Consider the following 14,584-nt stretch of genomic DNA (forward strand, 5'->3'; position numbering starts at 1 on the left):
ACGGGGGCGGGCGCACCGCGTGCGCCCGCACTACTCGGTGGCGACGGCACGCAGTACGTCGAGGCGTGCGGCGCGCCGGGCGGGCCGCCATCCGGCCAGCGCGCCGGCGGCGAGCCCCACCAGACCGACGACCAGCAGCCTGCCCGGTGCCGGGGCGAAGGCGAAGGCGGTGTCGCCCGAGCCTTCGGACGCCTCGACGAGGACCCAGCCTAGGAAGGTGCCGAGCAGCAGGCCGCCCGCCGTTCCGAACGCGGCGACCAGGACGGATTCCCAGCGGACCATGGCCCGTAGCTGGTTCCTGGTCTGTCCGACGGCCCTCAGCAGGCCCAGTTCCCTGGTCCGTTCGTGGATGGCCAGGGTGAGGGTGTTGGCGATGCCCAGGAGTGCGATCAGCACGGCGAGCGCCAGCAGGGCGTAGATCAGCGTGAGCATCATGTCGATGCCTCCGGCCGAGGACTGCGCGTACTCCTCGCGGGTCTGGACCTCCGGACTGCCGTGGGCCGCCGCGGTCCGCTCAACGGCGGCCTTTCCCTCGTCGGCGCCCACACCGTCCTCGAAGGCCACGGCAATCAGGGAGTCGGAGTCCTGCGCCCGGTGCGGCGCCCAGGCCGCGCGGGTGACGACGTAGTCACCGGCGAGCTCGGACTGTTCGAAGACGGCGCGGACCGTGAAGGTCTGCCGGGTGCCGTCGGCGAACGTGAGCCGGGTGGTGGAGCCGGTGCGCAGGCCGCGCTTGTCGGCCTCCGTGTCCGACAGTGCGATGCCGTCCGTTCCGAGCGCGTCCAGGGACCCGTCGACCGCTCCGAGGTCCAGGACTTCGGCGAGGGCGGCCGGGTCGGTGACGGTGAGGGCGCGCCCCGCGCCGTCGACCTCCGCGACTCCCTTGCCGAGGCCGACCGCGGTGCGGACCTCGGGCAACCGGTCCACGGCGGGCGCGAGCTCCGGACTGAGCCCGCTGCCTCCGGCACCGAACGCGGGCGCACTGATCGCCACGTCTCCGGCGAAGGACCGATCCACGGTCTCGTCCATGGTCGCCTTCAGCGAGGCGCCGAAGACGGTGAAGAGGGAGACAACGGCGACCCCGGTCATCAGTGCCGTGGCGGTGGCCGATGTGCGCTTCGGGCTGCGCAGCGCGTTGCGCTTGGCCAGCGCGCCCGTGACGCCGCGCAGCCGGTCGAGCGGCGCGCCGATGACACGTACGGCGTACGAGGAGGCGACCGGACCGAGCACCACGAAGGAGACCAGTACGAGGACGGCTCCCGTGCCCGACAGCCAAACGGACGGGGTGACGAGGACGCCGGTCAGGGTGACGGCGACCGCGACGGCGAGCAGCGCACCGCCGGCGACGACCCGCTTCCGGGAGGCCGCGGAGTCGTCGACCGCGGTCTCGCGCAGGGCGGCGAGCGGGGCGATGCGGCCGGCGCGGAGGGCGGGCACGAGGGCGGAGCCGAGGCAGACGAGGATGCCGACGCCCAGGGGCAGGAGCATGGAGAGCCCGCTGATGACCAGCGCGCCTTCGGGGAACGGGAATCCGACGGCGGGGAACAGGGCCTGGAGTCCCGCGGCCATCGCGATACCGCCGACCAGACCGGCCGCCGACGCGACGATCCCGACGACGGTGGCCTCGGCGAGGGTCGAGCCGACGATCTGGCGGCGGGAGGCGCCCAGTGCGCGCAGCAGCGCGTTCTCGCGGGTGCGCTGGGCGACGACGATCGCGAAGGTGTTGTGGATGGAGAACGTCGCGACGAGCAGCACGATCCCGGAGAACACCAGGAGCAGTGTGGTGAACAGGCTCAGGAAGGCACCGGAGATCATGTCCTGGTTCTCGGTGGCGGACGCCTGTCCGGTGATGGCCTCCACACCGTCGGGCAGGACGGGGCGGAGCGCGGCGACGAGTTCCCGCTGATCGGTCCCGGGGCCGGCCCGCACCTGGATGCTCGCCGCCTCGCCGGGCCCGGGCATGAGGTACTTCTCGGCGTCGGCCTGCGTCATGCCGGTGTAGGTCACCTGGGCCATGCCGTCCTCGCCGCCGAAGGTGGCCAGTCCGACGACGGTGACGCGTACGGGTTCGGGGGTGCGCAGTACGGTCGTGTCGCCGATCCTCAGCCCGCCCCTGTCGGCGGTGCCGCGGTTGACGACGACCTCGCCGGGCGCCGAGGGCGCGCGTCCCTCGGCGAGCCGGTAGGGGTTGAGTTCGGGGTCGTCGATCCAGTTCCCCGCGACGGTGGGCGGCCCCTGACCGCCGATGGGTTCGCCGTCGGAGCCGATGAGCTGGCCGGCGCCCTCGATGCGGGGAGCCGCGGCGGCGACCCCGGGGATCCGCTCGATCTGCCGCACCAGGCCGGTGCTCACGGGGCGCCGGGTGCCCTGGGTCTCGCCCTCGACGGTGACCACGTCGGCGCTGCGCACGACCGCGTCCGTACCACTGGCCGCGGTGCCGAACATGCTGTCGAAGCCGGCGCGCAGGGTGTCGCCCATGACGAGGGTTCCGGCGAGGAAGGCCACTCCGAGCAGGACGGCGGTGAACGTCCCGGCGAAGCGCCGTTTGCGGGCGCGGAGCGAGGAGAGGCTGAGGCGCACGGAGGCGCGGGTACGGGTCACGACGACACCCCCGCCCTGCCCGACGGCGCGTCGAATGCCTTGAGACGGTCGAGTACGCGCTCCGCCGTGGGCTCCTGCATCCGGTCGACGAGCCGCCCGTCCGCGAGGAAGACGACCTCGTCGGCGTGGGCGGCGGCGACCGGGTCGTGGGTGACCATGACGACGGTGCGGGAGGTCTCGCGGACCGTTCGGCCCAGGAGCCGCAGGACCTCGTCGCCCGCGCGGGAGTCGAGGTTGCCGGTCGGTTCGTCGGCGAAGACGACATCGGGGCTGCCCGCGAACGCCCTGGCCACGGCCACGCGTTGCTGCTGGCCGCCGGAGAGTTCGCTCGGCCGGTGGTGCAGCCGGTCGCGCAGCCCGACGGTGTCGATTAGGGCGTCGAGCCACTCACGGTCGCCCCGCTCCCCCGCGAGGTCCATCGGCAGCGTGATGTTCTCGGCGACGGTGAGGGTCGGGAGGAGATTGAAGGACTGGAAGACGAACCCGATGCGCTGCCGCCGCAGGAGGGTGAGCCTGCGGTCGTCGAGCGTGCCCAGATCGGTGCCGCCGACGAAGGCGGAGCCGGACGTGAGCGTGTCGAGGCCGGCGGCGCAGTGCATCAGAGTCGATTTGCCCGAGCCGGAGGGCCCCATGATCGCGGTGAAGCGGCCGGGCGGAAAGCCGATGCTCACCCCGTCCAGGGCCCTGACCTCGGTGTCCCCGGAGCCGTAGACCTTCACGGCGTCGACGACCTGAGCAGCTGTGGTGGCCGCGGAGGGTGCGGTGCGGGCGGTGGCGGTCATGCCGCACCGTCCTTCGTGCGGCCGAACTGCTCGTCCAGGACGGAGAGCCGGCGCCAGTACTCCTCCTCGTCGATCTCCCCTGCGGCGAAGCGCCGGCCGAGGAGCGCGATGGGCGAGGAGACACCGGGGCCGCCCTCGCCCTTGCGGGCCTGCCAGGGGGCCCGGCGTCCGCGCAGGACGGTGCGGCGCAGGAGGGTCACACCGCCGATGACGACGGCCGCCCAGATGATCGGGAAGAGGAGGATCCAGGGTCCGGGTCCGCCGGAGTGCGCCAGGGTGTTCATCTCGGTCAGCTCCCTCGTCAGAGGTCGTGGCTCGCGTTCTTCTGTCGCTTACGAGCCTGTCGCGACAAGGGGGCCGAGTCGTCGTACGGCCAGCGGCACTGCGCGTACCCCCGCGGGAGTACGCGGGGGCGCGGGGCCTGCTCCCCACGGCGCTCACGCCTCGATTCCCGAGGTGCTCACGCCTTGATCCGCCGCGGTGGTCATGCCTCGATGGATTCTGTACCTACTGGTATGTACAGTGCTCGCATGAGCACTCCGGACCGTCTGATCGAAGCCACCCAGGAGCTGCTGTGGGAGCGCGGCTACGTGGGGACGAGCCCCAAGGCCATCCAGCAGCGGGCCGGCGCCGGCCAGGGCAGCATGTACCACCACTTCGCGGGCAAGCCCGGTCTGGCGCGCGCGGCAATCCTGCGCACCACCGCCCAACTCCGCAAGGAGGCAGGAGAGTTGCTCGACGCGCCCGGCACGGCGCGGGAGCGGATCTCCGCGTATCTGCTGCGCGAGCGGGACGTGTTGAGGGGCTGCCCGGTGGGACGGCTGACGATGGACCCGGAGGTCATGGCCGGCGACGAACTGCGCGCGCCCGTCGACGAGACCCTCGCCTGGCTCCGGGGAAGACTCGCCGAGCTCGTCCAGGAGGGCGTGGACCAGGGCGAGTTCGCGCCGGGCATCGTCCCGGAGGAGATCGCGGCGGCGCTGGTCGCGACCGTCCAGGGCGGCTACGTGCTCGCACGCGCCTCGGGCTCCCCCGTCGCGTTCGACGCGGCCGTCGCCGGTCTGCTCTCCCTGCTCACGTCTCGTCACCCCGCCGCCTGAGGAGCGCTCCGTGCACGCCATGCAGTACGAGATCACCCTTCCCGCCGACTATGACATGGGGATCATCCGCGAACGCGTCGCCATGAAGGGGCACCTTCTCGACGCATTCCCCGGTCTCGGCCTCAAGGCGTATCTGATGCGCCAACGGGGCGAGCACTCGCCGGTCAACCAGTACGCCCCGCTCTATCTCTGGTCCGCCCCCGAAGGCATGAACGCCTTCCTCCTGGGGCCCGGATTCCAGGGCGTCGTCAACGACTTCGGAAGGCCCGCGGTGCGGCACTGGGCGGGTCTCTCGTACGCGGAGGGACGCGCGGCCTCCGCACGCCCCCGTACCGCCGTGCGCCGTCGCGAGCAGCTCCCGGAGACGGCCGACCCCGGGGCAGCGATCCCCGCCGCGGCGGAGGAGTCGCTGCGGCAGGCCACCCTGCCGGGGGCGGTCGCCACGGCGCTGGCCCTGGACCCGGCACGCTGGGAACTGCTTCACCTCAGCCTCTGGGAGCAGGAGGCGCCCGAGGTGGCGGGTGACCGGTTCGAGGTACTGCACCTGTCCGAACCGGAGCGGGACCGGCTGGACAGGGGCAGGCAGTGGTGAGCACGGTCCGGAGGGCGCTCGGCGCTTTCCCCGCCGGGTAGCTGGGGGGCGCCCCGGCTGGAGCACGTTCTCGGGAAGGGGCCGCCGGACACCGTGCCGACCGGCAATCCGGCACGCGCGTTCGTGTACGGTCCGCCGCCCCATTCGGGGCAGGCGCGGCGGACCACCCCCCGTCCGAGCCAGGTCAGGCGAGCGCGGCGAGCGGGTCGTCGAGCACGGGCTGCCAGGCGAGTTCGGCCGCGCCCACCAGACTGTTGTGGGCCAGGGTGCACGGCAGGATCGGCACACTGCCGCTGCGCCCCCACAGGCTGCGGTCGGCGACCACCGCTCGGAGCCGCTCCGGGTCGGCGTCGAGGAGGTCGCGGTGGAGTCCGCCGAGGATGATGCGGTCCGGGTTGAGGATGTTGACCAGGCCGGCGAGTCCCAGGCCGAGCCGGTCGATCAGCTCCTCGGCTGCGTTGCGTACGGCCGCGTCCTCGTACTCGGTACGCAGCAGATCACCGGCCTGCTTGAGCAGCGACTCCTCCGGCCCCGGTTCCCGGCGGGCGGTGGTGAGGAAGGCGAGCGGGTCGGTTTCGACGTCCAGGCAGCCGCGGCCACCGCAGTGACAGGGGCGCCCCTCGGCGTTCACCGTGAGGTGTCCGACCTCCAGGGCGAGCCCGGAACTGCCGCTGTGCAGACGCCCGTCGAGAACCAGTGCGCCGCCCACACCACGGTGTCCGGTGGCGACACAGAGCAGGTGCTGGGCGCCACGTCCGGCGCCGTGCCGGTGTTCGGCGAGGGCGGCCAGGTTGACGTCGTTCCCGGTGAACGCGGGACCGGTGATGCCCGTCTCGCGGACGCAGTCGGCAAAGATCTCGCGGACGGGCGAGCCGGCGGGCCAGGCGATGTGCAGCGGATTGAGGGCGGTGCCCTCCGGTTCCGCGACGGCGGAGGGGACGGCGAGTCCTGCGCCGACGCAGCGCAGTCCGCTGTCGTGCAGCAGCCGTGCGCCCGCGGCGACGACCTCGCCGAGGACCTGGGCGGGGTCGGCCATGACGGCGACGCATCCGGGTGCGGTGGCGACGATCCGGCCGCCGAGTCCGACCAGCGCGGCACGGAACCCGTCGGCGTGGACCTGGGCGGCGAGGGCCACCGGGCCGGTCTCGCTGACGGCGAGCCGGTGCGAGGGGCGGCCCTGCGAACCGGCTGCGGAGCCGGGGCTGGAGTCGACGCGGATGAGCCCGAGCGCCTCCAGCTCCGCGGCGACCGCGCCGGCCGTGGCGCGCGTGACGCCGAGTTCCGAGGTCAGTACGGCGCGCGTGGGCGCGCGTCCGGTGTGGACCAGTTCGAGCGCGGGTCCGAGCGCGCTGCGGCCCCGCTCCAACTTTGTCCGGGTAGTGGTCGCCTTGCCGTTCATGGGGGCGAGTCTCCCATGATCCGGAGCCTCTGCCGACGCCCAGGTGCCGTGCGGTGCCTGCCGTGGGCCATGACGGGCGGCCGTCTTGCATCCACTGTCCGGGCACCCCTATGCTGAGTTTGTGCCGCAACTAAACAAACTGCGGACGGCCCTACCGGGGGGATCTGGCGGAGACACCGCCCCACCCTCGTCGGCCCGACTCCGTACCGCCCTGACCATATTCTTCGCCCTCGACGGCTTCCTCTTCGCCGGCTGGGTGGTGCGTATCCCGGCCATCAAGCACCAGACCGGCGCCACGGCCTCCACCCTCGGGCTCGCCCTGCTGGGCGTCTCCGCCGGCGCCGTGATCACCATGATGCTCACGGGCAGGCTCTGCCGGCGCTACGGAAGTCACTCCGTCACCGTGATCTGCGGCGTCCTGCTCCCCCTGAGCATCGCGCTGCCCGCCCGGACCCACTCGCCGCTCGCCCTCGGGCTCGTACTGCTGGTGTTCGGCGCCGCGTACGGCGGCATGAACGTGGCGATGAACAGCGCCGCCGTCGATCTGGTCGCCGCCCTCCGCCGCCCCGTGATGCCCAGCTTCCACGCCGCGTTCAGCCTCGGCGGCATGATCGGCGCCGGCCTCGGCGGACTGGTCGCGGAACGCCTCTCCGCCGCCACGCATCTGACGGTGCTCACCTGCGTCGGTCTGTTGGTCACCGCGGCGGCGGGACCGACGCTGCTGCGCCACAAGGGCGCCTCGGCGGCCCCTGCCCCCAGCGGGCCGTCCGCATCCGCCGCCCCGCGGCGGATGTCCGGGCGGGCCCGCCGGTTCGTGCTCCTCTTCGGAGTGATCGCGCTCTGCACCGCGTACGGCGAAGGCGCGCTGGCCGACTGGGGCGCCCTGCACCTGGAGCAGGACCTCAAGGCCACACCCGGCCTCGCCGCAGCCGGATACTCCCTGTTCGCCCTGACGATGACCATCGGCCGGCTCACCGGCACGGCGCTGCTGGAACGACTGGGCCAGACCCGGACGCTCGCCCTGGGCGGCGCGACGGCAGCGGCGGGCATGCTGCTCGGAGCGCTCGCACCGACGGCCTGGCTCGCTCTCGCCGGCTTCGCCGTGACCGGTCTCGGACTGGCCAACATCTTCCCCGTCGCGGTCGGCCGGGCCGGAGAGCTCGCCGGTCCGAGCGGAGTGGCAGCCGCGTCGACGCTCGGCTACGGCGGAATGCTCCTGGGCCCGCCCGCCATCGGCTTCCTGGCCGACTGGTTCTCCCTGCCGGTGGCGCTGACGACGGTGGCGCTCCTGGCCGCTGCCGCGGCGGTGCTGGGGTACGGCGCACGCAACGCCACGCACGCGTGACATCGGGCCGGACCCACGGTCCGGCCCCTGGCAGAATCACGACATGGAGATCGTCGAGCACATCAACTCAGTTTCCGAACAAGGCCGTTCACTGGCATCTGCGGCCGAGGAGGCTGGACCCGGTGCAACGGTGCCGACCTGCCCCGGCTGGCAGGTCCGCAACCTGCTCCGCCACACCGGCATGGTGCACCGCTGGGCTACCGCGTTCGTGGCCGAAGGCCACACGGAGTACCACCCGGACGGCGGTGAACCCGATCTGGACGGGGCCGAGTTGCTCGCCTGGTTCCGCGAGGGCCACGGCCGGCTGACCGACGCGCTGAAGGCCGCGCCCGACGACCTCGACTGCTGGACCTTCCTGCCCGCACCGTCCCCGCTGGCGTTCTGGGCACGACGACAGGCCCACGAGACCACGATTCACCGGGTGGACGCCGAGTCGGCACGCGGCGGGCCGCTCTCCCCCGTCCCGCACGCCCTGGCCCTCGACGGGATCGACGAACTGGTCACCGGCTTCCACGCCCGGCCGAAGAGCCGAGTGCGGACCGACACGCCACGCACCCTGCGGGTGCGCGTCACGGACGCGGACGCGGCGTGGACCGTACGCCTGTCGGCCGGCCCCCCGCAGGCCGTACGCGGCGGGACCTCCTCGGAACAGGAGCCCGTCGACTGCGAGTTGAGCGGAACGGCCGAGCAGCTGTACCTCGCACTCTGGAACCGTCTGCCGCTGTCGGCGGTCACGCTCACCGGCGATCGCGGACCGGCCCTGCTGTGGGCGGAGAACTCCGGGATCAACTAGGAGCTGTCCGGCCGACCATGGTCATGGGCGGTCCGGCATGATGCCGGGATGAGCACCATCGTCGAGTTCTTCACGGCTCCGGATGACGCGTCAGCAGCTCTGGTTCTTCAGACCGGGCCGCGACGCGCATTCGAGTCGCTCTCTTTCGGTAACTTCGATCCCGAAGAGGCTGTGATCGAGTGGGAGTGCCTGTTTGTCGGCGTCAGCTTCGACGGCCTCGTCGAAGCTGACGAGCCTCGTCTCATCGCTGGCCAGCACGATGATGGGTGTGTCGTCTTCGCGATCTCGCCTCGTCTGTCCGCAGCGCTCGCCGAGGCCGAGCGGTCCGAGTTGAAGGGTGCCGCCGCCGCTTGGTCCTTGCAGCGAGCGGAGGACGGCGAGGCCATTGACGCGGAGATCGCCGAAGTGATCCTGAGTGATGTAGCCGATCTCGTCAGCAGGGCCCAACGCCAGGGCCAGAATGTCTATTGCTGGGTCGCGTAGGAGTTCACGTTCGGAGCCAGATTGCAACGGACGCCGTGGTGGCGGTGCCGAGGAAGACATAGCCGCGCTGGTCGTAGCGCGTGGCGACAGCTCGGGACTGTTTGAGGCGGTTGATCGCACGCTCGACGGTGTTGCGCTTCTTGTACCGCTCCTCGTCGAAGGCTGGTGGCCGTCCGCCACGTGAGCCTTTGCTCAGGCGGGCGGCCTGGCTGTCGACCTTCTCCGGGATGGTGTGCCGGATGCCCCGCCCTCGCAGGTAATCGCGGCATGGCCTGTTGCTGTATGCCTTGCAGCCGCCAGGCTGTCTGGCTTTCTGCGGGGACTTCCCGGCCCGACGCGGGGGACGCGGATCTTCTCCAGGACGGGCATGAACTGGGTCCAGTCCGCCCGCTGTCCTGGCGTAACGATCAGGGACAGTGGGCGGCAGCGGCCGTCCGCGCTCAGGTGGAGCTTGCTGGTGAACCCGCCCCGCGAGCAGCCCAGGCCCTCGCCTCCCGCACCACCTCCACCCGGCGGGCGACCAGGCTCTGCCACGGCGTCTCGACCTGGTGTTCCATCCCTGAGGCCCCCTTTGATCCCGGGGCCGGCGGTGGGTCGGTGCGGGCGTCGGCCGCCTGCTGATGCGCACGGACGATGGTGGAGTCGACCGAGATGCCCCAGTCGATCTCGCCTACGGCATCGGCCGCGGCCTGGACCTGCTGGAGCAGACGCTCCCAGGTGCCGTCGGCCGACCAAAGGCGATGGCGTTCATAGACGGTCTTCCACGGACCGAACCGTTCGGGCAGATCGCGCCACTGCACCCCGGTCCGCACCCGGTGCAGGATCCCGTCGATCACCTGCCGGTGATCCCGCCACCTTCCACAACGCCCGTTGCTGACTGGCAGGAACGGCTGCAGCCGTTCCCACTCGGCATCACTCAGATCGCCCCGCCCCATGCCCACAGGAACGACTCGGGCACGGAGTAGTCACATGACCGGCCGGACAAGTCCTAGGGTCTTTCGTTTGGATCAGGCCGGACCCCCGCGAGCCCGGCATGATCCAAACGAGAGGCCCTCGTCCTGATGCGCAACGGGCGCCTCCGCGGCGCCCGTCCCCCCGCCGCCGGGTTCAGCCCTGCGGCCCGTTCAACATCCGTGAGAGCACCGAGCGTTGCAGCGGCCGGGCCTCCGCGTGCACGGCCCGGCCCTTGTCCGTCAGCGTGACACGCACGCCGCGCCGGTCCTCGCTGCACATTCCCCGGCAGACCAGCTCGTCCTTCTCCAGCCGGGCGATGAGGCGCGAGAGCGCGCTCTGGCTGAGATGGACCCTGGAGGCGATCTCCTGTACGCGGTACGCGGCGCCGCCGTCCTCGGCAGCGCCCTCCGCGAGGACGTCCAGCACCTCGAAGTCACTGGCACCGAGACCGTGCCGGTGCAGCGCGCGGTCGAGCTCGCACAGGGTCCTCGCGTGCAGCGCGAGGATGTCGCGCCACTCGTCGACGAGTACCCGCTCGGACTTGTTCCCTGCCATAACCGCACGTTAGCAGAGGAGACACACTTTGTTGCAAGAGAATTAAATGCGCTTGCATTCAATGCACGTGCATGTACTGTCTCCGCATGACCTCTCCGCTCAACGTCCCCGATTCGCAAGAGCGTTGGAGCCCGCGCCTCTGGGGCACCTTGCTGGTGCTCTGCGGCGCGATGTTCCTGGATGCTCTCGACGTCTCCATGGTCGGCGTCGCCCTCCCGTCCATCGCCGACGACCTCGGTCTCGGCACCTCAAGCCTTCAGTGGATCGTCAGCGGCTACATCCTCGGCTACGGAGGGCTGCTCCTTCTCGGTGGCCGTGCGGCCGACCTGCTCGGCAGGCGCCGCGTCTTCCTGATCGCCCTGGCCGTGTTCGCACTCGCCTCGCTCCTCGGTGGACTCGTCGATTCGGGTCCGCTGCTCATCGCCAGCCGCTTCATCAAGGGACTCAGCGCCGCGTTCACCGCGCCGGCCGGTCTCTCGATCATCACCACGACCTTCAAGGAGGGCACACAGCGCAACCGTGCCCTGTCCATCTACACGACCTGCGCGGCCACCGGTTTCTCCATGGGCCTCGTCCTGTCCGGCCTGCTCACCCAGCTCTCCTGGCGCTGGACGATGCTGCTGCCCGCGCCGATCGCCCTGCTGGCCCTGGTGGCCGGCCTGAAACTGATCCCGCACAGCGACCGCGACCGCACCAGCCGTGGCTACGACCTGCCGGGCGCCGTCACCGGCACGGCCTCCATGCTGTTGCTGGTCTTCACCGTCGTCCAGGCCCCCGAGGTGGGCTGGGCCTCCGCCCGCACCCTGCTGTCCTTCCTCGCCGTGGTCGTCCTCCTCACCACCTTCGTCCTGATCGAGCAGCGCACGGCGAGCCCACTGATCCGGCTCGGGGTGCTGCGCTCCGGCAACCAGATCCGGGCGCAGCTGGGTGCGGCGGCCTTCTTCGGCAGTTATGTCGGCTTCCAGTTCCTGGTCACCCAGTACATGCAGTCGCTGCTCGGCTGGTCCGCCCTGCAGACCGCGCTGGCCTTCCTGCCCGCGGGCGTACTGGTCGCCCTCTCCTCCACGAAGATCGGCGCCGTGGTGGACCGGTTCGGCACGCCGCGCCTGATCGCGGCCGGCTTCGCCTTCCTCGTCGTCGGCTACGCGCTCTTCCTGCGCATCAGCCTCACCCCGTCCTATGCGGCCGTCATCCTGCCCTCGATGCTGCTGCTCGGCGCGGCCTGCGCGGTGGCCTTCCCCTCGCTCAACATCCAGGCGACCAACGGAGTCGACGACGACGAGCAGGGCATGGTCTCGGGACTGCTCAACACCTCCTTCCAGGTGGGCGGTGCCATCTTCCTGGCCGTCGTGACGGCCGCCATCACCGCGGACGGCAGCGGCGACGGCTCGCCGCAGGCCGTGCTCGACAGCTTCCGGCCGGGCCTGGTCGTGGTGACCGTCATCGCGCTCGCCGGACTGCTGATCACCCTGACGGGCCTGCGTCGGGACCGCCCCGCACAGCACACGGTGCTCGTCGCCTCGTCCGAGGGGGACCGCGCGGCGGCAGCGGCGACAACGGCCGCAGCGGGCCCGGCCGTCGGCACCGGAGCCGCGAAGGTCCGGGACTGATCCGCCGACAGGGGGTGCTGGCCGAGGGCGCGTTCTTGCCGCCGGCCAGCACCCCCTGTGACACTTCGGGCATGGGACGACGCAGCCAGGAGGATCGCGACGCGATCACCGTCGAGATCGGCTACGCCTTGGTGAGCGCGTCCTTCGTCGCGGCTGCCGGATTCGGCGGCACAGTCGCCCCGGCCCTGTTCCTCGATCTGCCCGGCACCGTCGAACGCGTCCTGACCATGGCCGGCGGCACGATCGCCGCGCTCGCCTTCATCGCCCGTGTCGTCCATGTCCTGTGGCGATTCCCGCGCCGGACCGACGGGCACGCCCTGCCTCAGCAGTCGACGGGGACGTCGCCGCAGCCGCAGTCGTCCGATCAGCCGAGCCAGCCGGGCCGCACGAGTCCCGACTCGTAGGCGAGAACGACCAGTTGGGCCCGGTCCCGGGCGCCGAGCTTCACCATGGTCCGGCTGACATGGGTCTTGGCGGTCAGCGGGCTGACGACGAGCCTGCGGGCGATCTCCTCGTTGGAGAGACCGATCCCGACCAGTGCCATCACCTCCCTTTCCCGATCAGTGAGTTCGTCCAGGGCCGTCGCCTCCGCAGGCTCCTTGGAGCGGGCTGCGAACTCGGCGATCAGACGGCGCGTCACCCCGGGCGACAGCAGGGCGTCTCCACCGACCACCGCGCGTACCGCCCGCAGGAGTTCCTCCGGTTCGGTGTCCTTGACCAGGAAGCCGGAGGCTCCGGACCGGATCGCCTCGAAGACGTACTCGTCGAGCTCGAAGGTGGTGAGCATGACCACCTTCACCTCGCCCAGCCCGGGGTCCTCGGTGATCGTGCGCGTCGCGGCGAGACCGTCCAGGCGCGGCATGCGGATGTCCATCAGCACCGCGTCGGGCCGCAGTTCACGCACCAGACGGACGGCTTCCACGCCGTCGGCGGCCTCCCCGGCCACCTCGATGTCCGGCTGGGCGTCCAACAGCGCCCGGAAGCCGGCCCGAACCAGCAGTTGATCGTCGGCGAGCAGTACGCGGATCACGGTGTCTCCTCTTCCGGCGGCGCCGCCGGGTCCTGCGAACCGGCCGGCAGCGGGAACTCCGCGCTCACCCGGAAACCGCCTCCGGGCCGGGGCCCCGCCTCGATGGTGCCACCGAGCGCCGCCGCCCGCTCCCGCATTCCGACGAGTCCGTTGCCACTGCCCCCGGCGTCGTCGCCGGTCGCGGGGCCCACGTCGTCGATACGCAGCCAGAGGCGCCCGGCTCCGTAACCGACCCGGACCGCCGCCGTGCGCGACCCCGAGTGCCGCACCACGTTCGTCAGGGCCTCCTGCACGATGCGGAAGGCGGCGAGATCGGTGCCGGGCGGGACCGCACCACGCTCCCCCTCGGTCTCGACGGTGACCGACAGCCCGGCCCCCGACGCCTGTTCCACCAGTTCGGGCAAGCGGTCGAGTCCCGGGGCCGGGGCCAGGGGGGCGTCGCCCGGGGTCCGGAGATTGGCGAGCACCTGACGCACCTCGCCCAGGGCCTCCTTGCTGGCGGACTTGATGGTGGTGAGCGCGATGCGCGCCTGCTCCGGGTCGGAGTCGAGCAGCGCGAGGCCCACCCCGGCCTGGACGTTGATGACGGAAATGCTGTGGGCGAGGACGTCGTGGAGCTCCCGGGCCATCCGCAGCCGTTCCTCGTCGGCCCGCCGCCTGTCCGCCGCCTCCCGCTCCGCACGCGCCGCCGCCCACTGCTCACGGCGTACCCGCAGGAGCTCGGCGGCGGCGACGATCGCGATCACCCAGGCGGTGACGACGGCCTCCTGACCCCAGCCGGCCGCGGTGTCGCCGGATGGCGGCAGCCATCGGTAGAGCCAGTGCGCCAGGAGCAGATGACCGGCCCAGAGCACCCCGAGCGACCACCAGGCGGCGCGCCGGTGCCCGGAGACGATGGCGCTGAAGCAGCCCACGGCCACGGCGACGAAGACGGGGCCGTACGGATAGCCCGCGCCGAGATAGACGAGAGTCGCGGCGGAGGTGACCGTCAGCGCCGCCACCGGGCGGCGGTGACGGAACAGCAGCACCGCGACGGCGACGAACAGCAGAATCCGTGCGAACACGTCCAGCGGCCGGCGGTCCTGCGACTCCGCCGCGAAGGTCGTACCCGCCATGACGAAGGCCAGGAGTGCCACGGTCGACGGCCACGGCAGCCCCGCGGCCGTCCGCGCCCCGTCGACCGGCCCACCGGCCCCGGACAGCCAGCGCGGCAGCCTTCCGCGCTCCCCCGGCCTGCCGGCCCCCCGGTGGGGACCGTCACTTCTGCGCGCTCGCTGCTCTTCCATGGCGGCCACGCTAGACGGACGGCCGCCCGGCGGGCGTCCGCCGGGCGTGGTGAT

At 71.9% G+C, this 14,584-nt stretch carries 14 protein-coding genes and 1 pseudogene; 7 read left to right on the plus strand and 8 right to left on the minus strand.

Translation table 11 applies throughout. The annotated features are described in order from the left end of the window. Window positions 1-30: 30 nt before the first annotated feature. Genes OG230_RS03680 through OG230_RS03690 form a run of 3 tightly spaced genes read right to left on the minus strand, consistent with a single transcriptional unit; the run spans window position 31 to window position 3,667 of the window. Window positions 31-2,601: an ABC transporter permease gene (locus OG230_RS03680; protein ID WP_328908673.1), complete on the minus strand. Its 2,571-nt coding sequence runs from the start codon at window positions 2,599-2,601 to the stop codon at window positions 31-33. Beyond that, on the minus strand, window positions 2,598-3,383 hold the full coding sequence (locus OG230_RS03685; protein ID WP_328908674.1) for an ABC transporter ATP-binding protein: 786 nt from the start codon (window positions 3,381-3,383) through the stop codon (window positions 2,598-2,600). Before OG230_RS03685 ends, OG230_RS03680 begins: the two co-directional genes overlap by 4 nt. Beyond that, window positions 3,380-3,667: an SHOCT domain-containing protein gene (locus OG230_RS03690; RefSeq protein ID WP_328908675.1), complete on the minus strand. Its 288-nt coding sequence runs from the start codon at window positions 3,665-3,667 to the stop codon at window positions 3,380-3,382. Before OG230_RS03690 ends, OG230_RS03685 begins: the two co-directional genes overlap by 4 nt. Window positions 3,668-3,913: 246 nt before the next feature. On the opposite strand from OG230_RS03690, the gene OG230_RS03695 reads away from it, so the two are divergent. Together OG230_RS03695 and OG230_RS03700 are read left to right on the plus strand one after the other, a co-directional pair. Further along, on the plus strand, window positions 3,914-4,483 hold the full coding sequence (locus OG230_RS03695) for a TetR/AcrR family transcriptional regulator (RefSeq protein WP_328908676.1): 570 nt from the start codon (window positions 3,914-3,916) through the stop codon (window positions 4,481-4,483). Between the two features lie 10 nt (window positions 4,484-4,493). Next, window positions 4,494-5,075 carry a DUF4865 family protein gene (locus tag OG230_RS03700; RefSeq protein WP_328908677.1) on the plus strand — a complete coding sequence of 194 codons (582 nt, stop codon included), beginning with the start codon at window positions 4,494-4,496 and terminating at the stop codon, window positions 5,073-5,075. A 184-nt stretch (window positions 5,076-5,259) separates the two neighbouring features. On the opposite strand, the gene OG230_RS03705 is transcribed toward OG230_RS03700, so the two are convergent. After that, a complete protein-coding gene (locus tag OG230_RS03705) occupies window positions 5,260-6,474 on the minus strand; it encodes an ROK family protein (protein WP_328908678.1) in 1,215 nt (404 codons plus the stop codon). A gap of 217 nt (window positions 6,475-6,691) precedes the next feature. On the opposite strand from OG230_RS03705, the gene OG230_RS03710 reads away from it, so the two are divergent. Genes OG230_RS03710 through OG230_RS03720 form a run of 3 tightly spaced genes read left to right on the plus strand, consistent with a single transcriptional unit; the run spans window position 6,692 to window position 9,095 of the window. Next, entirely contained in the window at window positions 6,692-7,819 is a 1,128-nt protein-coding gene (locus OG230_RS03710; protein ID WP_328911290.1) for an MFS transporter, read from the plus strand. Window positions 7,820-7,862: 43 nt separating this feature from the next. Continuing rightward, entirely contained in the window at window positions 7,863-8,612 is a 750-nt protein-coding gene (locus OG230_RS03715; RefSeq protein WP_328908679.1) for a maleylpyruvate isomerase family mycothiol-dependent enzyme, read from the plus strand. Between the two features lie 48 nt (window positions 8,613-8,660). Next, window positions 8,661-9,095: a hypothetical protein gene (locus OG230_RS03720; RefSeq protein WP_328908680.1), complete on the plus strand. Its 435-nt coding sequence runs from the start codon at window positions 8,661-8,663 to the stop codon at window positions 9,093-9,095. A 4-nt stretch (window positions 9,096-9,099) separates the two neighbouring features. Here the strand turns inward: OG230_RS03720 and OG230_RS03725 are convergent. Further along, window positions 9,100-10,030, minus strand: a pseudogene (locus OG230_RS03725) (IS5 family transposase). Window positions 10,031-10,202: 172 nt separating this feature from the next. Beyond that, window positions 10,203-10,604 (minus strand): MarR family winged helix-turn-helix transcriptional regulator, encoded by a 402-nt coding sequence (locus OG230_RS03730; RefSeq protein ID WP_328908681.1) that lies wholly within the window; start codon window positions 10,602-10,604, stop codon window positions 10,203-10,205. An 86-nt stretch (window positions 10,605-10,690) separates the two neighbouring features. On the opposite strand from OG230_RS03730, the gene OG230_RS03735 reads away from it, so the two are divergent. Both OG230_RS03735 and OG230_RS03740 read left to right on the plus strand, forming a co-directional pair. Then, a complete protein-coding gene (locus tag OG230_RS03735; protein WP_328908682.1) occupies window positions 10,691-12,214 on the plus strand; it encodes an MFS transporter in 1,524 nt (507 codons plus the stop codon). A gap of 71 nt (window positions 12,215-12,285) precedes the next feature. Next, window positions 12,286-12,618: a DUF6332 family protein gene (locus OG230_RS03740; RefSeq protein ID WP_328908683.1), complete on the plus strand. Its 333-nt coding sequence runs from the start codon at window positions 12,286-12,288 to the stop codon at window positions 12,616-12,618. Here the strand turns inward: OG230_RS03740 and OG230_RS03745 are convergent. Both OG230_RS03745 and OG230_RS03750 read right to left on the minus strand, forming a co-directional pair. After that, the gene (locus tag OG230_RS03745) at window positions 12,579-13,244 is read right to left on the minus strand and encodes a response regulator transcription factor (RefSeq protein WP_328908684.1); all 666 of its coding nucleotides are present in this window, start codon (window positions 13,242-13,244) and stop codon (window positions 12,579-12,581) included. The genes OG230_RS03740 and OG230_RS03745 overlap by 40 nt on opposite strands. After that, the gene (locus tag OG230_RS03750) at window positions 13,241-14,530 is read right to left on the minus strand and encodes a sensor histidine kinase (RefSeq protein ID WP_328908685.1); all 1,290 of its coding nucleotides are present in this window, start codon (window positions 14,528-14,530) and stop codon (window positions 13,241-13,243) included. The genes OG230_RS03745 and OG230_RS03750 overlap by 4 nt, the downstream gene beginning before the upstream one ends. Between the last annotated feature and the right edge of the window lie 54 nt (window positions 14,531-14,584).

Source organism: Streptomyces sp. NBC_00234 (assembly GCF_036195325.1).
In the GTDB taxonomy this organism is placed as follows: Bacteria; Actinomycetota; Actinomycetes; order Streptomycetales; family Streptomycetaceae; genus Streptomyces.

Excerpts from the sequence above, each read along its gene's own strand:
- OG230_RS03685 (WP_328908674.1), bottom strand. The coding sequence starts at position 3,383 with ATGACCGCCACCGCCCGCACCGCACCCTCCGCGGCCACCACAGCTGCT.
- OG230_RS03690 (WP_328908675.1), bottom strand. The coding sequence starts at position 3,667 with ATGAACACCCTGGCGCACTCCGGCGGACCCGGACCCTGGATCCTCCTC.
- OG230_RS03695 (WP_328908676.1), top strand. The coding sequence starts at position 3,914 with ATGAGCACTCCGGACCGTCTGATCGAAGCCACCCAGGAGCTGCTGTGG.
- OG230_RS03705 (WP_328908678.1), bottom strand. The coding sequence starts at position 6,474 with ATGAACGGCAAGGCGACCACTACCCGGACAAAGTTGGAGCGGGGCCGC.
- OG230_RS03715 (WP_328908679.1), top strand. The coding sequence starts at position 7,863 with ATGGAGATCGTCGAGCACATCAACTCAGTTTCCGAACAAGGCCGTTCA.
- OG230_RS03720 (WP_328908680.1), top strand. The coding sequence starts at position 8,661 with ATGAGCACCATCGTCGAGTTCTTCACGGCTCCGGATGACGCGTCAGCA.
- OG230_RS03730 (WP_328908681.1), bottom strand. The coding sequence starts at position 10,604 with ATGGCAGGGAACAAGTCCGAGCGGGTACTCGTCGACGAGTGGCGCGAC.
- OG230_RS03735 (WP_328908682.1), top strand. The coding sequence starts at position 10,691 with ATGACCTCTCCGCTCAACGTCCCCGATTCGCAAGAGCGTTGGAGCCCG.
- OG230_RS03740 (WP_328908683.1), top strand. The coding sequence starts at position 12,286 with ATGGGACGACGCAGCCAGGAGGATCGCGACGCGATCACCGTCGAGATC.
- OG230_RS03750 (WP_328908685.1), bottom strand. The coding sequence starts at position 14,530 with ATGGAAGAGCAGCGAGCGCGCAGAAGTGACGGTCCCCACCGGGGGGCC.